The organism is Hahella sp. CCB-MM4, assembly GCF_002260525.1.
GTDB lineage: Bacteria > Pseudomonadota > Gammaproteobacteria > Pseudomonadales > Oleiphilaceae > Hahella.
This window is the reverse complement of sequence record NZ_MRYI01000001.1, coordinates 388,203-404,474: the sequence shown is the minus strand read 5'-3', so window position 1 is coordinate 404,474 and position 16,272 is coordinate 388,203. Positions and strand designations below refer to the sequence as shown.

The window sequence follows — 16,272 nt, the reverse complement described above, 5'->3', positions numbered from 1 at the left end:
GTCTCATCCTATACCCCGGCGGCGCTTGGAAAGTTCCTCAAGCTCAATCGTTTTAACCAACTTATCAGCAAGCTGTACAGGAGTTCCCCGGAACTCTACGCAGCCGGTGTCGGCGACAGAATCCGGCATGGAACTATTCGCGCAGGATTCCGAGGTCTGTGTCCAAATCCTGCTGCCGTATGCTTTTAATAGTGGCCCCGCAATGGCTCCATCGTTACCCATGCCACTAAACAGGATGGCATGGACTTTAGATCCATAGTAGTTAGCGACGTTCAGCATCACCTGATCTATCGACGGTCCATAAGGGCCGGGCCATTCATGCTCTTGGAAGAACATGGCACCGTCTTCATCAAATGTGACTTCCTGATCCACGGGCATGATCACCACTTCACCGTTGTGCAGGCTGTTTCCATGATGGGCCTCCGACAATTTAACGGTGGCATGCCGACCCAGTACCCTGACCAGGACGTTCGCCGAATTCTGGTCAATATGCTGTGCGTAGACATAGGCAGCTGGAAGTCCCACAGGAAGGCAGTCTAAGAAGCCTTTGACCGCTGCCGGCCCCCCAAGAGAGGCGCCCAGTATGACTACCCTCTCCACTGGATCCGATGCGGTGGCCGGGCGGATGTGGTGGGGTAGGGGAATGGCCTGTGGATTCCTGTTGATCAGGGAGTCCAGATCATTCAGCGTTTCAACATGCTCTGACAGAGTTTCCGGTTCGCCAACCAGTTCAACCAGCTTACTGTAAAGTCGGCGTTCCCATTTTGCGTATTCCGGAGAATGCTTCCCGGGAGCTTCACCGAGCCCAAATAGAATAGGTGCTTCACTAAGTTCTATCAGGGCATCAATGGCTTCCGACCACAGATCTTCATCTGCGAGTATGACTACCCATGCCTGAACCAACATGTACCGTTCCAGAAACTCTTTGTCGATACGTGCCGGGTCACTGTTGGCCGCCACAGCAAAACCATAGCCTTCAATGGCGGCTTGCATGATGTGACGTTGCAGCGGGCAGTCAGAAATCAGCCCTATGACTGCTTGTTGGTCCGGCATCAGCGTTTATCCACAAGACTCTCTATCGTGTCGAGAAGAACGCTTTCCTGGAACGGTTTACCCAGGTACTCATTCACGCCGATGGACAGAGCACGTTCTCTGTGCTTCTGACCGGTACGTGAGGTGATCATGATGATCGGCACGTCTTTCAGACGCGAGTCGTGGCGAACAAGGCTGGCAACCTCGAAGCCGTCCATCCTGGGCATCTCAATATCCAATAGCATAACGTCTGGTTTGTGATCCTGCAGAATGGCAATCGCATCGACACCATCTTTTGCAGTGATTACTTCCATGCCGTTCCTTTCCAACAGACGTGAGGTAACTTTCCGTACTGTTACCGAGTCGTCCACCACCATAACTTTGGTCGGACCGACGGAGCGGGCCGCTTCTGCTGGCTGTTCAACTTCTCTGTGCAGCTGAGTCGTAATATCAGTCCGCAACAGGGCCGGCAAGTCGAGAATGACCACCACGCTACCATCCCCAAGAATGGTTGCACCGGATACACCGCGAACATTGGCAAACTGTGGTCCGAGACCTTTTACCACAATTTCACGGGAGCCCATGAGGCTGTCGACCTGCAAGGCCAGAGGCTTATCGCCACCGCCACGTACCAGAATTACCGGCAATGGCAGGACTTGTCCCTGCAGTTTAGGATGGTGCTCACTGTTAAGAAGACTGCCCAGATACTGCAGACGATATCTCTGTCCGGCATATTCATACAGCGGAGCATCGGGTTTGTAGTATTCCTCAAGCTCGTAGGTGCTGACACGAACAATACCTTCGATGGTATTCAGCGGAATGGCGTAATAGTCTTCGCCGGTGTTTACCATCAGGGCACGGTTTACCGATACGGTAAACGGCAGGTGAACGATAAAGCGGGTTCCTTTGCCTGGCTTGGAGTCAATCGAAACCCGGCCACCCAGCTGTTTGATTTCGCTGGCCACGACGTCCATACCTACGCCTCGCCCGGAAATCTGAGTTACTTTTTCCGCCGTACTGAAGCCTGCATGGAAGATAAACTGCAATACATCATGATCAGATACATGCATGCCTTCGTCCAATAGGCCTTGCTTGACCGCTTTCTTACGAATGGCGTCAACGTTGATACCGCCGCCGTCATCAGACAGGATCAGCACGACGTCACCACCCTCACGGCCGATGGAAAGCTCTATGCGGCCAGTCTCGGACTTGCCGGCAGCAGCACGCACGTCGGGCATTTCTACACCGTGGTCGACCGCGTTACGCAGCATGTGCTCCAGAGGGGCAATCATCCGTTCCAGAACCGTTCTGTCCAGCTCGCCTTCTGGGTTATAGACCTCAAAATCGACTTTCTTGCCGAGTTCTGTGCTGACTTGGCGAATGATTCTGCGCAGACGGGGGACTGTGCTGGTAAACGGTACCATGCGGGTTTTCATCAGCCCTTCCTGCAACTCGGTATTGATCCGGGATTGTTGCAGCAACAGGGTTTCCGCGTCGCGGGTCTTATTCATCAGAGTTTCACGGAGGTCCGTCAAATCCGAGGAGGATTCGCCCAGTGCCCGTGAAAGCTGCTGTATGGATGAATAACGGTCCATTTCCAGTGGATCGAAGTCTTCGTATTCAGGGCCGCCTTCTTTTTCCATACGGAAAAGAACCTGGGCCTCTGTTTCCATGTCCATTCGGCGTAACTGTTCACGCTGACGGTCGATGGTGGCCTGCATTTCTTCCAGAGTATAACCAAAGTCACTGATCTGCTGTTCCAGCAGGCCACGGGCAATACTGGTCTCACCGGCAAGGTTGACCAGGCCTTCAAGTAACGGAGCCGATACCCTGATAGTGTCAACAGGTGCCTGACGGGGAGCGGCAGGTGCCGGAGTGGCAGGCTTTTCCTCTTTCGCTTTGGCTGGGGCGGCAGGTTGCTCGCGCTGGAACTGCATCATTTGTTCCGCGAGCTTTTCGTCTGTCGCTTTTTCCTGTGGTTCCGCTATCTCTGGCGTCTGTTCCTGTTCGGCCTCTGCCTGGGTTTCCTGGAAGGCTTTCACTCGTGAGATTTCGACCTTCAAGCGATTAAACAGTGTTTCAATCTCACCGCGCAGACTATCATCCAGTTCGTGCTTGTTATTGGAAGCGTCCAGTACGATGGATTCCAGTTCCTGGGTCAGGTCACCGATATCAGACAGGGTTGCCAGACGAGCACCACCTTTCAAGGTATGCAGCGCCCGCGCCATTGCGTCAGCATGGTTGGCGTTGCGCGGATCTCTTGACCAATCACCCAGCTCACGGTCAAGAGAGGACAGCAGTTCATCTGCCTCTTCGATAAAGACCTGGAGAATTTCTGGGTCCACTTCCAATTCGAGAGTGGTGCGGACAATAGGTTCGCCACGCTCCAGCTGTTCAAGTTCATGGATCAGCTCGTTGGGTACTTCCGGCTGTTCCAGCTGCTCAATTTGATCCAGCAGACGGGAGATATAACGCATGGAGCGTTCAACCAGACTGATGACTTCATCACTGATCTGGTGTTGTCCGTCGACGACTGATTCCATGCACTTGGTCAGTGCTTCGGTCAGCGTGCTGACGCTGCCCACGTGAGCCAGCTTGGCACCACCATTCAAGGTCGCCAGGTCACGGGTGAGTTCGCGAGCCGGACTAACATTGTCCGGATTCTCCTTCCAGCGATCAAAGCAGTCCATCACGGCTTCCATGATGTCCCTGGATTCATCGAGGAAAATCACCCTCAATTCATCTTCACTGGTGTCACCGGCGAGGTTTTGCAGAGATTGCTGTTCGCGCTCAATTTCTGAAATCGTGTCGCGAGCTTGCAATCCGCCCTTGGCATGGTGGTTGTAGTAATGAGTAACCCGCATGATCAGGTCATTGGCGGCAGAAACCGGCTGCTGGTTAGCAACGTTTTCAACCATAACCGCAAGCCTGTCATGGCACTGCAGCATAAGATCTGATAGAGAAGGCTCCGCAGCGAAACGTCCTTCGACGATCCCTTCAAATAGTGTTTCCAGTTCGTGAGAGAGGTCACCGATCGGCTTGATTTCAGCCATCCGGGCGCCACCTTTGAGGGTGTGCAGTGCGCGCTGCAACTCTTTCACGTGCTCTATATTGTCGAGATCAGTCAGCCAGCTCTGCAGGTTCTGCGCTGTGGTGTCGATCAGTTCTTGAGCTTCTTCCAGGAAAATGGAAACCAACTCTCCATCGAGATTTGCGGTGTCGTAGGTTTCGTTTTCTACGCCGCTGACATCAAGCTCTTCCAACTTAGGCGTTACCGCTGGAGCTGGAGCCAGGCTCTCGGCATCAGGAGTTTCATCAGACAGTTCGACTTCTGGAAGCTCCAGCTCTTCATCTGTCTGTATTTCGGGTAACTCTTCAACCTGCATGGTGGGAGTTTCGAGTTCGAAGTCTGTCTCTTCCTCTACTTCCTCAACCGCTTCATGAGGTGTCCCCGAAGCCATAGCCTGAATGCGTGTAACCAGATCCTGGGCAGGTTGGACCGGATGCAATTGTGCGACTGCATCGACCATCCCGGCGAGCCGGTCATGGGATTCTGTTGCCAGACCCACCATACCTGGAACAGGTTGCAGGCGACCTTCTGTCAGGCGTTCAAACAGGGTCTCAAGTTCGTGGGCGAGATCGCCGATAGGCCTGATCTCGGCCATTCGGGCACCGCCTTTCAGGGTATGCAGATCCCGTTGCAGTTGCGCCAGCAGATCGCTGTTCGTCAGATCGGCTGACCAGTCATGAAGGGTTTCACCGGTGCGATGAATAATGTCCTGTGCTTCCTCAAGGAATATATCCACCATCTCAGGATCAAGTGGAGCGACTTCCTCCAGCACCGGAATCTCGTCGTCGCCATTAGCATCAATTTCCGGCAACGGAAGTTCGTATTCTGTTTCTTCGGAGCTGTCATCGGTTGTGGAACCGCTAATATAGCCGCGTAGGGCTTCAATCAGATCCGGAGCATCGCTGGCGGTTGAGGCATTGGAGATAGAGTCCACCATGCCGGCCAGAGTGTCGTGGGCCAGGAGTGCCAGATTAACGGCTTCTTCATCAGTGTGAACTCTGCCTTCAACAACACCTTCGAACAGACTTTCCAGCTCATGGGCCAGGTCGCCAATCGGCGGAATCCCCGCCAGACGGGCACCGCCTTTAAGCGTGTGCAGGTCTCTCTGAAGTTGCTTGACCAACTCCAGATTTGTCGAATCCTGACTCCACTCCTGAATAACTTCACCGGAGCTGGTCATGATGTCATTGGCTTCTTCGAGGAAAACTTCTGCCAGATCCGGATCCAGGGTATAAACGCCAGCTTCCGGAGCTGATGTTGAATCTTCCAGATTTTCTTCAAGGACTGGAATTTCCGCAGCAGCAGCTTCCTCGACGGAGATAGATTCCTCTTCCTCAACAGAAGGTTCATTGACTGATTGCAGAGAGACGGCTAATGCATTCAGCTCGGCGATCAGACCTTGTTCAGGTTGTGTTGCCAGCCCGGCTGCAACCTGATCCATCATGCTGATAAGGGACTCGTGACCGCGGATGGCCAGATCGAAGAAGTAGTCTTCCCCCGGCTCTCCCTTCATAGCGCGTTCGTAGAGACCTTCCAGTGCCTGAGCCAGCTCTGCCACATCGTCCAGTCCTGCAACATGGGCACCGTGGGCCAGAGTTGTCAGTTCGTTAACCAGATTATCGATGTCTATAGTGACTTCAGGATCCCGGCGCCATTCATTCAGGATACGCTCGGCATCAAGAAGAATATCCACGCCGTCTGTCAGGAACAGATTGATCAGATGTGGGTCTGGCTTATCTTCATTCTGCAGGTTGCCGTAACGGTTATCATCCGCAAGATATTCAGCGCTGATGTGCTGTAATTTCTCCAGGAATTCGGATGTTCCCTCCAGCTCCCTTAAAGGTGTGGTATCAACCTGATCCAGACCTTCGCGAACGAAGCGGGCGGTATCTGCCAACATTTCTGCAATACGTCCGTCTACTTTGACGGCATGGGCTCTGGCTTCTTTGACAAATTTCTCGACAGGAACCACAACGCTGGCAATAGGTTCGATGCCGGCCGTATTGGCGCTGCCTTTCAAAGTATGCATTGCCCTGGAAATATCATCGGTAAGATCGATCGGCTCTGCAGCAGTTTGTGCCTCACGGACAAACGCGCCCAAAGTTTCCAGATGGCTTTCTGTCTCCGCCAGGAAAATTTCTTTCAGTGCAGGGTCGATATCCAGAGTTTCTTCAACCAGCATGCTGTCAGCGTTAAGCGCGGAAGGCTCAACGAAATCTGGTAGATCTTCACCTGCCGGGATGGTGCTGCTGGGCACTTCGCCTTTTGCCAGAGCATGGGCTTGCTCCATCAGTCCATCAGTATTGTGGGAAGGCCCGCGTTGAAGTTTGAAATCCTCAACGAGATCAGGCAGAACTCCCACGACAGTGGTGATCAGATTGCCGATCACATCACTCATGAAAATGGTGCCATCGAGGACCCTGTTCAGCAGGTTTTCAACGGACCAGGAAAGCTCGCCGACCTGGGAAGCGCCAACGAGTCTTCCACTTCCTTTCAGGGTATGGAAGGCACGACGAACTTCCGTCAAGGCCTCATTGTTATCGTAACTGGACAGGTATTGGGGCAGGAATTCGTTGATGGTATCAAGAACTTCACCTGCCTCTTCGACGAATATCTCGATGATCTCATCATCGATCATGTCATCGTCATCTGCCACAGCAGCAGGAGCCGCAGTGGATTCAGCAACCGGCTCCTCAGTAATGCTTTCAGCTTCCGGTTCTTCCTCTTCTTCCACTGTAGGCAGAGCACCACCGGATGCAAATTCTGATGGGCTGGCGGGTTCAGATGGAGTAATGGGAAGAATAGGACCAGTAGTATCACTGTCTTCTTCCGGAGCCTCTAGAGTGGCTTCGATTTCAGTCTCGCTGTCTTCTTCCAGGTCTTCCTGGCTGACACGGGCCTGCTTTCTGGCAGCTGCCAGACGTTCTGCAGTGTCAATATAAGCCTGGGTATCAGCGACGCCGCTACCGGATTTATAACTTTCAATCAGTTCCGGGAGTTTGTCATTGACGTGTTCCAGCAGTTCAAACATTTCAAGGTTTGTCTGGATGGAACCTTCAATCACCCGGTTGAGCATGTTTTCCACAGCCCATGCCAACTCGCCAATGGCAGTGGCACCGACCAGACGTCCGCTACCTTTCAAGGTGTGGTAGGCACGGCGTAGCTCAGTCAAAGCTGTGCGGTCTTCCGGATTAGCCTGGAATGACGGGTAAAACTGTTTGATCGTTTCCAGAACCTCGGCAGCCTCTTCCACAAAGATCTCTATGATCTCGTCGTCGATCAGCTCCTGGTCTGTTGCTTTCTCGCTGGAAGATTCGGGGGCTGCAGCCGGGGGCGCCGGTTGTGGGGCTGCCACAGGTGCCGGTGCAGCAGCACCTCCGCCGATAGGATAGCCAAGCTGGGCCAGGCTCTGTTCTGCAACCTCCAGAATCATGTCGTTATCGCGACTACCTTCGCTTAGGCGTTCCAGGTAGTACTCAATGCTGGTGATGGCATCGGCCAGGGTGTCCAACTGGCTCCAGTCCGGAGCCTGTTCTTTTTTGAGCAATTGCTCATCAATATATTTTGCGCAGGCCTCCAGCAAATCTGCTGCCTGATCCAGAGGGATGATCTTCAATCCTCCCCGAATACTTTGCAGTAACGCTGGTACGCCTTGAATTTCGGATTTGTCCCAGTGAGAGGCAATAAACTCTACGATATCTGTTTTTGCCTGCTCCAGCCCGTTTCTGGCTTCGCGAATGACCGCCTCATGGGCATTCTGAACCTGATCTTTAGGCACTTCTGCTGGAGCACCGGCACTTGGCTCTTTCTGTTCATCTCCGCCAAAACCGCTAAGCGTGGCTTCGATATACAGCAGCGCGCCGGCAATATCCATCAGGACATTGTCATCAGGAACTTCGCCTGTCTTGACGAGATTTTCAATAATTTCAATCTGCTCGCCAATGACTTTGCGGGGAATGCCAAGGCCCAGTACCGCCATGGTATTGGATACCTGCTGCAGGCCAGGGATCAGTTCCTGCAGGTCTGAAGCATCTTTGTATTCACCACGGACAAACAAGTCCAGTTGATCTTTGACCCGCGCAAGCTCTTCATTAAGAGCATCGACAACGGAATCAATCGCACCACGGTCTGGTCCGGTCATCCGTTGACGTTCTTCGTTGACTTCCTGCTCGCTCGGCAGAGCCTGGGAGAGTCGATAATCCTTGCGAATGCTATCTATTGAGGAGTTGGACCCTTCGCTGCGTGCAATGTAATAAAGCAGGTGTTTGGCCAGATCTTCCGGAGCGGGTTGCCCGAGAATATCAACGTGTTCCTCAATCATTCTTTTCAGGTTAGCGTCCAGGTACCGCAACACATTCTTAGTGCCTGACGACAGCTCAATGTATTTGGCCTGTAACCCTGAAGTGAAACCGCCACTCAACCGCCACAATTGGCTGAATGGGGTATCCTGGCATATGCTCTCAAGGCGTTGGAACACCTTGATCATATAGTTGTAATTTGCTTCCAGGTCCGATTCCCGAATGATGCCGGCCAGAGCGAACTGGTACATCTGACGCAGCTTACGCAGCTGCGCTACCATCTTGTCATTTTGCAGGCGTTGGCGTGCAACATCCGGCGCCGGTATCCGCAATATAGACAGATCCGGGGTGAACAAAGAGGTATCGGAAAGTAGTGACTCGCCCCGTGAGGCGCGCAAATCGTTAAGAAGAGGAAGTAGTACTACCGGCAGATCACGCTGACTGCTTTGCAGACGGCTGAGATAGTTGGGCAACTGCAGGATTGCCTGCATGAGTACTTCGATTGCCTCGGTGGGATTGGCAACCTTCTCCTGTAACAGTGCCTTGGCCAGCTGCTCCATCTCTTCTGCGAGCAGCGCGGCGCCATAAAACTCCACCATCTGCAAGGTGCCGTGCACCTGGTGAATGTAGTTCAGACAGAATCTGAGCTTGGCACTGTCCTCGGTGTTGTTCACATAGTCCTCAAGCGCGAGTTGCGCCTGATTCAGTGTGCTATCAATTTCGCCCTTAACCCACTCAAGAGCTACGTAGTCATGGTTGCCCGCCATAACTTCTCCAGTTAGTTATCCCGCTCGTTGTGCCTGATAAATGCCAGTGTATTGTCACTTGGTATACGCTCCAAAAGAGGGTTATGCCAATCAACAATCTCCCCTTGTCCCAGGACCAGAAGTCCGCCGGGAACCAGGCGTTCAGCAAGGCGATTCAAAATCTCTTTACGCCGCCAGCGTTTGAAATAAATCAACAGGTTCTGACAAAAAATAACTGTCATGCCATGCATGGGAGCATCTTTGAGTTCAAGTACGTTGACTCTCGAAAAGCATACCCGTTCTTTCAATCGTGGCACGACGGCAAATTCATTGCCCGTCAGTTGATTAAAGTACTTATCTTTCCGCTCCTGGTTTAACGTAACCAGTTTGCGTGCCGGATAAACCGCTGCCCGGGCTTTTGCCAGCGCCGGGATACTGATGTCAGTGCCGGTGACGCCGTAATACCCTTTAAGCTTTTCAGCTTCCAGGGCTTCTTCAATGATCATGGCCAGTGTGTAGGGTTCTTCTCCAGTGGAGCAACCTACACTCCAGGCCTCAATACTTTTTTGGGTTAACGCATGGGGTGGGCGGGTGCAGAGATAATCTTTAACCAGATTAAAGGCATCTTCATCCCTGTAGAACCTCGTTTCCTGCACCGTTAGCCGGTCCACCAGCACGGTCCACTCCACCATGGCTTTGGCCCCTTTGGCCACCATGTCGAAATATGCCTGATAGGATGGGCAGCCGATTTCTCTCATTCGAATGCCCAAACTGGTCTGCAGAAAGACCTTGCGCTCCACCGGGAGATTCATTCCCGTACGCTTTTCCAGTAAATCCTGCCATCTGATGAACTCTTTATCGTCCATCTGTGGCAGGCTCTTCAGGCTCCAGAGTCCTTCTGTCTGTTGACCATCACTGTTCGCCATAGAGGCGCCCTAACATAACTTTGGCCCGCATTAACCCTCGGCTATCTCCTGATAACCATTCGTCATCGGATTAAGCTGCATCCATATCTGCATCTGCGTCGTCGATATCAATTTCTTCGCTATCGTCCATATCGTGGCCAAGCTGATCAGGCAGCTTGAAGCCTGCTACAGAGTTACGCAGCTGGTTCGCCAGTTCTGCAAGCTTACCGATAGACTTGGCCGTTGCGTTGGTACCGGCAGAGGTCTGTGAGGTGATTTCCTGGATAACGTTCATCGTATTGGAAATGTGACCAGCGGAAGAAGACTGCTGACGTGCAGCGTTCGAAATGTTCTGGATCAAGTCCGCAAGGTTTTTGGATACGTTCTCGATTTCTTCCAGGGCAACACCCGCGTCCTGGGCGAATCGAGCACCACGTACCACCTCTGCGGTGGTTTGTTCCATCGAGATTACCGCTTCGTTGGTATCTGTCTGGATGGTTTTTACCAGTGCTTCAATCTGCTTGGTTGCTGCTGAGGAACGTTCCGCAAGGCGCTGTACCTCGTCCGCAACCACCGCGAAGCCCCGACCTGCGTCACCAGCCATAGATGCCTGGATTGCAGCGTTAAGAGACAGAATGTTGGTTTGGTCGGCAATGTCGTTAATCAACGATACGATATCACCGATCTCCTGGGATGATTCACCCAGTCGTTTGATCCGCTTGGAAGTTTCCTGGATCTGTTCACGGATATTGTCCATCCCGCGAATGGTAGACTGTACGATTTCCGCACCTTTCTTCGCGATCGCAACCGACCGCTCCGCAACCGCGGCTGATTCAGCAGCGTTAGAAGATACCTGGTCGATAGAAACCGCCATCTCGTTGATCGCGGCAGATGCCCCGGCAATTTCCTGGGCCTGGTGCTCAGAAGCGTCGGCGAGGTGCATCGCAGTCGCCTGGGTTTCCTGGGCAGCGCCCGCAACCCTTACAGCGGTCTCGTTAATGGAGGTTACCAGCTGACGCATCTGGTCGATCGCGAAGTTGATAGAGTCAGCGATCGCACCGGTGAAGTCCTCGGTTACCGTCGCCTCTGTGGTCAGGTCACCGTCAGCGAGGTCGGCAAGTTCGTCAAGCAGACGCAGGATCGCGTTCTGGTTCTGTTCGTTCTGAGAAGCCTCTTTCTCATACCGTTTTTTCGCTTCCTGGTTACCCACAACACCGATAATACCGATGGCGACGATAATGACGAACAGCAACAGGTAACCCAATTCGTCACTGACGATCCGGGTTTCAGCCTGAGTCTGGAAGGTGTTGTTCAGCTCTGACGTTTCTGACAGCAGAGACTGTGATTTTTCGAAGATGTTGTTGGCAGCTTCACGTACCCGGAACAGTTCGGGGGAGGTTTCCAGGATGGTGTCAACGTTTTCGTTAACAAATTCGAAGAGTTCGGCGATGGCTTCAAGACCGAAGACGGCGTCTTCGTCTTTTACTTTACTGATACCCATGACCTGGTTGCCTTCCACCATGCCGTTGAGTACCCGACCAAACAGGTTTACGTCCCGACCGAAACGGTCAGCAGCTGTTACAGCGTCTTCTCCACCTGCAAGTACTTTGTTAACACTTCGAACGATACGTTCTGCCAGCAGCGCCTGGCGCTGGGCTACCGCTACCTGGTCTGCAGGAGCGTCGTTTTCCAGGAGGATCTGAACAACGTCATCATACTCAACCTGCAGCTGGGGGATAGTGTCGTTGAGGGTGATGGCAACCTGGTGAAGGCCCAGTACGGTATCTTTTGAATTCAGAATCTGGTCAGCATTGGCCCGTACTTCTTCCCACAGGGTTCCAACGTTGGACATCTGCGCCATTTCAACCGGAGGCAGGTTCTGTTCCGGATTCCCCTTGTCAAGGACGTCCCATAAACCTTGGAAGTCATCACGGGAGCGGCGCAGCTGGTCGAATGCCTCAGGCTTACCGTCAGCGGCTTCCGATGAGTTCTTTGCGATTTCCTGTGACAGTACCCGCAGTTCGGATGCGTAACTGATGTAGGTCTTATCTCGGCTTGCGTCCAAGTTTACCGTGAATATTACATAGAGCAGGGCGATAACCGCGACCACTACGATGCCGTACATGGCCATCTGTAGCGGGTTTGTTGTCCCCTGTCCGGATGTTGATTTTCCAGCTTTTGATATCATTGCTAAGGCTCCCCAGCCGTTTCAACTCTTACCTGTTAAGCGTAGCAGACGCAGGTTACAGGCGCCGTAATCACTGCGCAGCGATTACTGCGCCACATTTAAAAAATTTGGATTGTCGATCAGATTGTCGGTGTTAAATACGTTCCAGCGATCCTGGCTTCGGGCATAATAGCCACTGACAAAGTCTTGAATTTTATCAGGAACATCGGATTTACCGGTCTGGAAGCTGTCGATGGGAAAGTACTGCATGCCCAGTACGCCATCGACAATCAAACCGCTGAATATATCATCTTTCTCAATGACCAGAACCCGCCGGTCGCGGGTGCTTCTGGTTTTGTGATCCAGGCCAAAGAATTCGGATAGGTCCATGACGGGAAGCAATCGGCCCCGTACATTGGCAATGCCTTCCATCCACCCTTTCACGCCGGGAATCTGCGTGAACCGTGGAACAGGAAGGATTTCGACAACCTCGCCCATCGCGGCCACAAATTTATGGCCAGCCAGCGAAAAACCGATGCCATTCCATAACTCGATGACATCTTCCTGGGCAGGTAGACCCTCAGCTAAGGCCCGGCTTTTGCTCTCTATATCTACAAGAACACTAAACGGGTCTGTCTTTGTTGGCATGATTTATGGCGGCTCCTTCGGGCGGCTTCTGTGGCCGTTTCCGATATTTCTTTATCTAGTGAATATCCAGCGCTTGGTAATTAACCAATCAGGTCATTGATCGTTTTGATCAAATCACCTTCATTCACCGGCTTGACCAAGTACCCTTTGGCTCCCTGTCTGGTGCCCCAGACCCGATCAGTTTCCTGATCTTTGGTGGTCACGATCACAACTGGAATGTTCGCTGTGTCGTCTCCACGGGTGAGCTGACGGGTTGCCTGAAAACCATTCAGGCCTGGCATGACCACGTCCATTAGGACCAGGTCCGGCTTTTCAGCGCGGGCCAGGGCCACACCGTCCGCACCATTGTCGGCGGTCAGAATTTCATGTTGGTGTTTTTCAAGAATGCTGCTGATTTTTCGCACTTCAGTAGGCGAGTCATCTACAATCAGTATGCGAGCCATAATTCCCCCAATAAAAGAATGATAAGCTGTAGTCCTAGTTTAGCTTATTTAAACGATGCTATTTGTTCGAAACGTGATTGCGGATTGTGCCCAATAACTCATCCTTGCTGAAGGGCTTGGTTAAATATTGGTCAGATCCGACAATACGGCCTTTGGCTTTATCGAACAGGCCGTCCTTACTGGACAGCATGATGACAGGCGTGCTTTTAAATGCGCTGTTATTCTTGATAAGTGCGCAAGTCTGATACCCATCAAGTCGTGGCATCATGATGTCCACGAAGATGATATCCGGGTGTGAGTCAGCAATCTTTGCTAAGGCATCGAAGCCATCCGTTGCAGTGATAACGGTGCAACCGACTTTCTTCAGCAAAGTCTCGGCCGTTCGACGAATCGTCTTGCTATCGTCAATGACCATGATCTTGAGGTTTTCAAAGTTATCTTCCATCTCAATACGGCCCTGATATAAAGGTCACCTTGTAATAGTTTTGGTTAGTAATAATGGTTGTAATTCAGTCAACAAATCGGCTGGCGTTGGTTGCGTTGGAAAGTGGCAGCAGGCAAGTTAATGGCCTTTTTTAACATAGAATTACAACGCAATCTATATGTAAATACTATTTATAGTGCATGTCCGTAAATAGACAAAGAAAATCTTTGTGTATAAATGTCACCGACATCGGTCGATGATCATGTTTTTCCGGCAGATGACACATAATTAATGGCGAAATATTAATCAGCCTTTTAATTCGTATCCTCCCGGTAACCTCCATGATTCGCTGCATATACCGCAGAAGCACACCTGACGTAAGCTTGGGTGACGGTATGGCAAGCTTCGTTAGATGTTGTTTTTCCGGTATTTTGGAGAATAGTACAGATATGGGAAATCTGCCTCCTTCATGGCATTATTAGCGCCCATTGATGACATCGATATGATGCTGATGCATTGGTTATAAGTCATATGTCCTATAAATGTATTCGTTAGCTGAGCTGCCCGTATCGGCTTTGGGTGATTTCAAAAGTCGATGCTACAGCCTCAAGTCTGCGGCTTTTCGTTATTCAACTGTGAGAGTGCCGGGTATTTAGGTATGAGTATTAAAATTGGTGTTGTGATGGATCCAATTGCCGCCATCAACGTCAAAAAAGACAGCACGCTGGCGATGCTGCTCGCAGCCCAACGAAAGGGGTGGCAGATATTTTATATGGAGCAGGAAGACCTGTTTCTTGATCAGGGATTGCCATATGCGAGGATGCGGTCTCTGAAAGTGGCTGATGATCCGCAGAGTTGGTTTGAAATGACCGGTGAATTTACCGAGTCGCTTGACTCACTGGATATTATCCTGATGCGTAAGGATCCGCCGGTCGACAGTGAATTTATCTTTGCCACCCATATTCTGGAAGCTGCTGAGCGTCGGGGGACCCTGGTGGTCAATCGGACTCAGAGTTTGCGTGACTGCAATGAAAAGCTCTTCGCCACCCAGTTTGCGGATCTTTGTCCTCCAGTGTTGGTCAGCAGAGACAGCGACAGGCTGCGTCGATTTTTTGCAGAACACGAAGATGTCATATATAAGCCTTTGGACGGGATGGGTGGGCGTTCAATATTTCGTGTCAAAAGCGGAGACTTCAACCTGGGCGTTATTCTGGAAACGTTGACCGATAATGGGAACAGACAGATTATGGCCCAGCGTTACCTGCCGGAAATCAAAGATGGTGACAAGCGTATTCTCTTAATTGATGGTAAGCCGGTGCCTTATGCTTTGGCACGAATTCCATCTCAGGGTGAGAATCGAGGTAACCTTGCCGCCGGCGGGCGCGGTGAGGGGAGACCCTTGTCCGAGAGGGATCTTGAAATTTGCGAGCGTGTTGCTCCGGTGCTGAAGGAGAAGGGACTATACTTCGTAGGCCTGGATGTCATTGGTGATTACCTGACCGAGATCAATGTGACGAGCCCTACATGTATCAGGGAGCTCGACAAGCAATTTGGTCTGGATATTGCCGGTCAGTTGATGGATTTTCTGGAAGAGCGGGTTGGCAAGCGGTAATAAAAGTATGGTTGTTGAGGAAGGATACCCAGAGGACATGCGACGGGACGCTTCTAAAGTGTCTCCCGGGGATCGGTTGGGTTTTACTATATTTATGGCTCTGGCATTGCATGCCACCATTGTGTTTGGTGTGTCGTTTGCGATTGAGGACCGGCAACCGGCTCCGCGGACGGTTGAGGTGACGCTGGCTCAGTACGATGATCAGGAAGAGCCTGAAGATGCTGATTTCGTGGCGCAAACCAATCAGAAAGGCAGCGGTACACAGGAAGAGAAATCTGAACTGACAGCGATAGAAAAAGCTGATTTTCGCGACACAGATACCCGCAAGGTTGCTCAAGTTGAGCCGGATACGCTGCCTACTAAAAAGGAGCGTCAGGCCAAAGAGGTTGTGGTCACTAAAGCCAAGACCCCTGAAGATATAGTCCCCTCCGGTAAGACCGAAAAAGAGACTCCAAAGGAGGAGAATCCTCAGAAGCGCACATTGCTACAGCGTAGTCTGGAGATCGCGAGCCTGGAAGCCAAATTGGCTGAGCAGCAGAATGCATACGCTAAACGGCCGCGGGTTACCCGGCTTACCGCTGTTTCTGCACGTCAGTCCAACAGTGCCTTTTATATGGATAACTGGCGCAGGAAAGTTGAACGGGTTGGAAACCTGAATTACCCGGATGAAGCCCGACGCAGAGAGCTTCATGGCCAAGTGAGGGTAGCGGTTAAGATTCAACCTGATGGCAGCGTAACGGAAGTCACTATTCTGGAAAGCTCGGGCTATAAGATTCTGGATGATGCGGTGGTCAGAATTATCCGCCTTGCAGAGCCCTTTGCTCCATTTACCGAGGCAATGAGAAAGGAAGCCGATATTTTTGAAATTATCAGAACGTTTGATTTTGACAAACGTATATCGAGCTACTGAATTCGATTGCGGCTTTC

9 protein-coding genes are annotated in these 16,272 nt (G+C 51.7%); 2 read left to right on the top strand and 7 right to left on the bottom strand.

Annotated features, from left to right (window positions below; all coding sequences use genetic code 11):
• Window positions 1-3: 3 nt before the first annotated feature.
• The 7 genes from BTA51_RS01845 to pilG form a co-directional block, all read right to left on the bottom strand.
• Window positions 4-1,053: a chemotaxis protein CheB gene (locus tag BTA51_RS01845; RefSeq protein WP_094705678.1), complete on the bottom strand. Its 1,050-nt coding sequence runs from the start codon at window positions 1,051-1,053 to the stop codon at window positions 4-6.
• Window positions 1,053-9,167: an Hpt domain-containing protein gene (locus BTA51_RS01840; RefSeq protein ID WP_094705676.1), complete on the bottom strand. Its 8,115-nt coding sequence runs from the start codon at window positions 9,165-9,167 to the stop codon at window positions 1,053-1,055. Before BTA51_RS01840 ends, BTA51_RS01845 begins: the two co-directional genes overlap by 1 nt.
• 11 nt (window positions 9,168-9,178) lie before the next feature.
• Window positions 9,179-10,072 (bottom strand): protein-glutamate O-methyltransferase CheR, encoded by an 894-nt coding sequence (locus tag BTA51_RS01835; RefSeq protein WP_094705674.1) that lies wholly within the window; start codon window positions 10,070-10,072, stop codon window positions 9,179-9,181.
• Between the two features lie 70 nt (window positions 10,073-10,142).
• Window positions 10,143-12,239, bottom strand: coding sequence for a methyl-accepting chemotaxis protein (locus BTA51_RS01830; protein ID WP_210404742.1), 2,097 nt, complete (start codon window positions 12,237-12,239; stop codon window positions 10,143-10,145).
• Window positions 12,240-12,323: 84 nt separating this feature from the next.
• Entirely contained in the window at window positions 12,324-12,866 is a 543-nt protein-coding gene (locus BTA51_RS01825; protein ID WP_094705670.1) for a chemotaxis protein CheW, read from the bottom strand.
• Between the two features lie 80 nt (window positions 12,867-12,946).
• Window positions 12,947-13,309 carry a twitching motility response regulator PilH gene (gene pilH / locus BTA51_RS01820; protein ID WP_094705668.1) on the bottom strand — a complete coding sequence of 121 codons (363 nt, stop codon included), beginning with the start codon at window positions 13,307-13,309 and terminating at the stop codon, window positions 12,947-12,949.
• 58 nt (window positions 13,310-13,367) lie between these two features.
• Complete coding sequence (gene pilG / locus BTA51_RS01815) at window positions 13,368-13,754, bottom strand: twitching motility response regulator PilG (RefSeq protein ID WP_094705666.1); 387 nt, start codon at window positions 13,752-13,754, stop codon at window positions 13,368-13,370.
• A 637-nt stretch (window positions 13,755-14,391) separates the two neighbouring features.
• On the opposite strand from pilG, the gene gshB reads away from it, so the two are divergent.
• Both gshB and BTA51_RS01805 read left to right on the top strand, forming a co-directional pair.
• Entirely contained in the window at window positions 14,392-15,345 is a 954-nt protein-coding gene (gshB, locus tag BTA51_RS01810; protein ID WP_094705664.1) for a glutathione synthase, read from the top strand.
• A 7-nt stretch (window positions 15,346-15,352) separates the two neighbouring features.
• Window positions 15,353-16,255: an energy transducer TonB gene (locus BTA51_RS01805; RefSeq protein ID WP_094706038.1), complete on the top strand. Its 903-nt coding sequence runs from the start codon at window positions 15,353-15,355 to the stop codon at window positions 16,253-16,255.
• The last annotated feature ends 17 nt before the right edge of the window (window positions 16,256-16,272 follow it).

What these genes read in the sequence shown, in the direction of transcription:
- BTA51_RS01825 (WP_094705670.1), bottom strand. Translation starts at nt 12,866, where the DNA reads ATGCCAACAAAGACAGACCCGTTTAGTGTTCTTGTAGATATAGAGAGC.
- BTA51_RS01805 (WP_094706038.1), top strand. Translation starts at nt 15,353, where the DNA reads ATGGTTGTTGAGGAAGGATACCCAGAGGACATGCGACGGGACGCTTCT.
- BTA51_RS01830 (WP_210404742.1), bottom strand. Translation starts at nt 12,239, where the DNA reads ATGATATCAAAAGCTGGAAAATCAACATCCGGACAGGGGACAACAAAC.
- gshB (WP_094705664.1), top strand. Translation starts at nt 14,392, where the DNA reads ATGAGTATTAAAATTGGTGTTGTGATGGATCCAATTGCCGCCATCAAC.
- pilG (WP_094705666.1), bottom strand. Translation starts at nt 13,754, where the DNA reads ATGGAAGATAACTTTGAAAACCTCAAGATCATGGTCATTGACGATAGC.
- BTA51_RS01840 (WP_094705676.1), bottom strand. Translation starts at nt 9,167, where the DNA reads ATGGCGGGCAACCATGACTACGTAGCTCTTGAGTGGGTTAAGGGCGAA.
- BTA51_RS01845 (WP_094705678.1), bottom strand. Translation starts at nt 1,053, where the DNA reads ATGCCGGACCAACAAGCAGTCATAGGGCTGATTTCTGACTGCCCGCTG.
- BTA51_RS01835 (WP_094705674.1), bottom strand. Translation starts at nt 10,072, where the DNA reads ATGGCGAACAGTGATGGTCAACAGACAGAAGGACTCTGGAGCCTGAAG.
- pilH (WP_094705668.1), bottom strand. Translation starts at nt 13,309, where the DNA reads ATGGCTCGCATACTGATTGTAGATGACTCGCCTACTGAAGTGCGAAAA.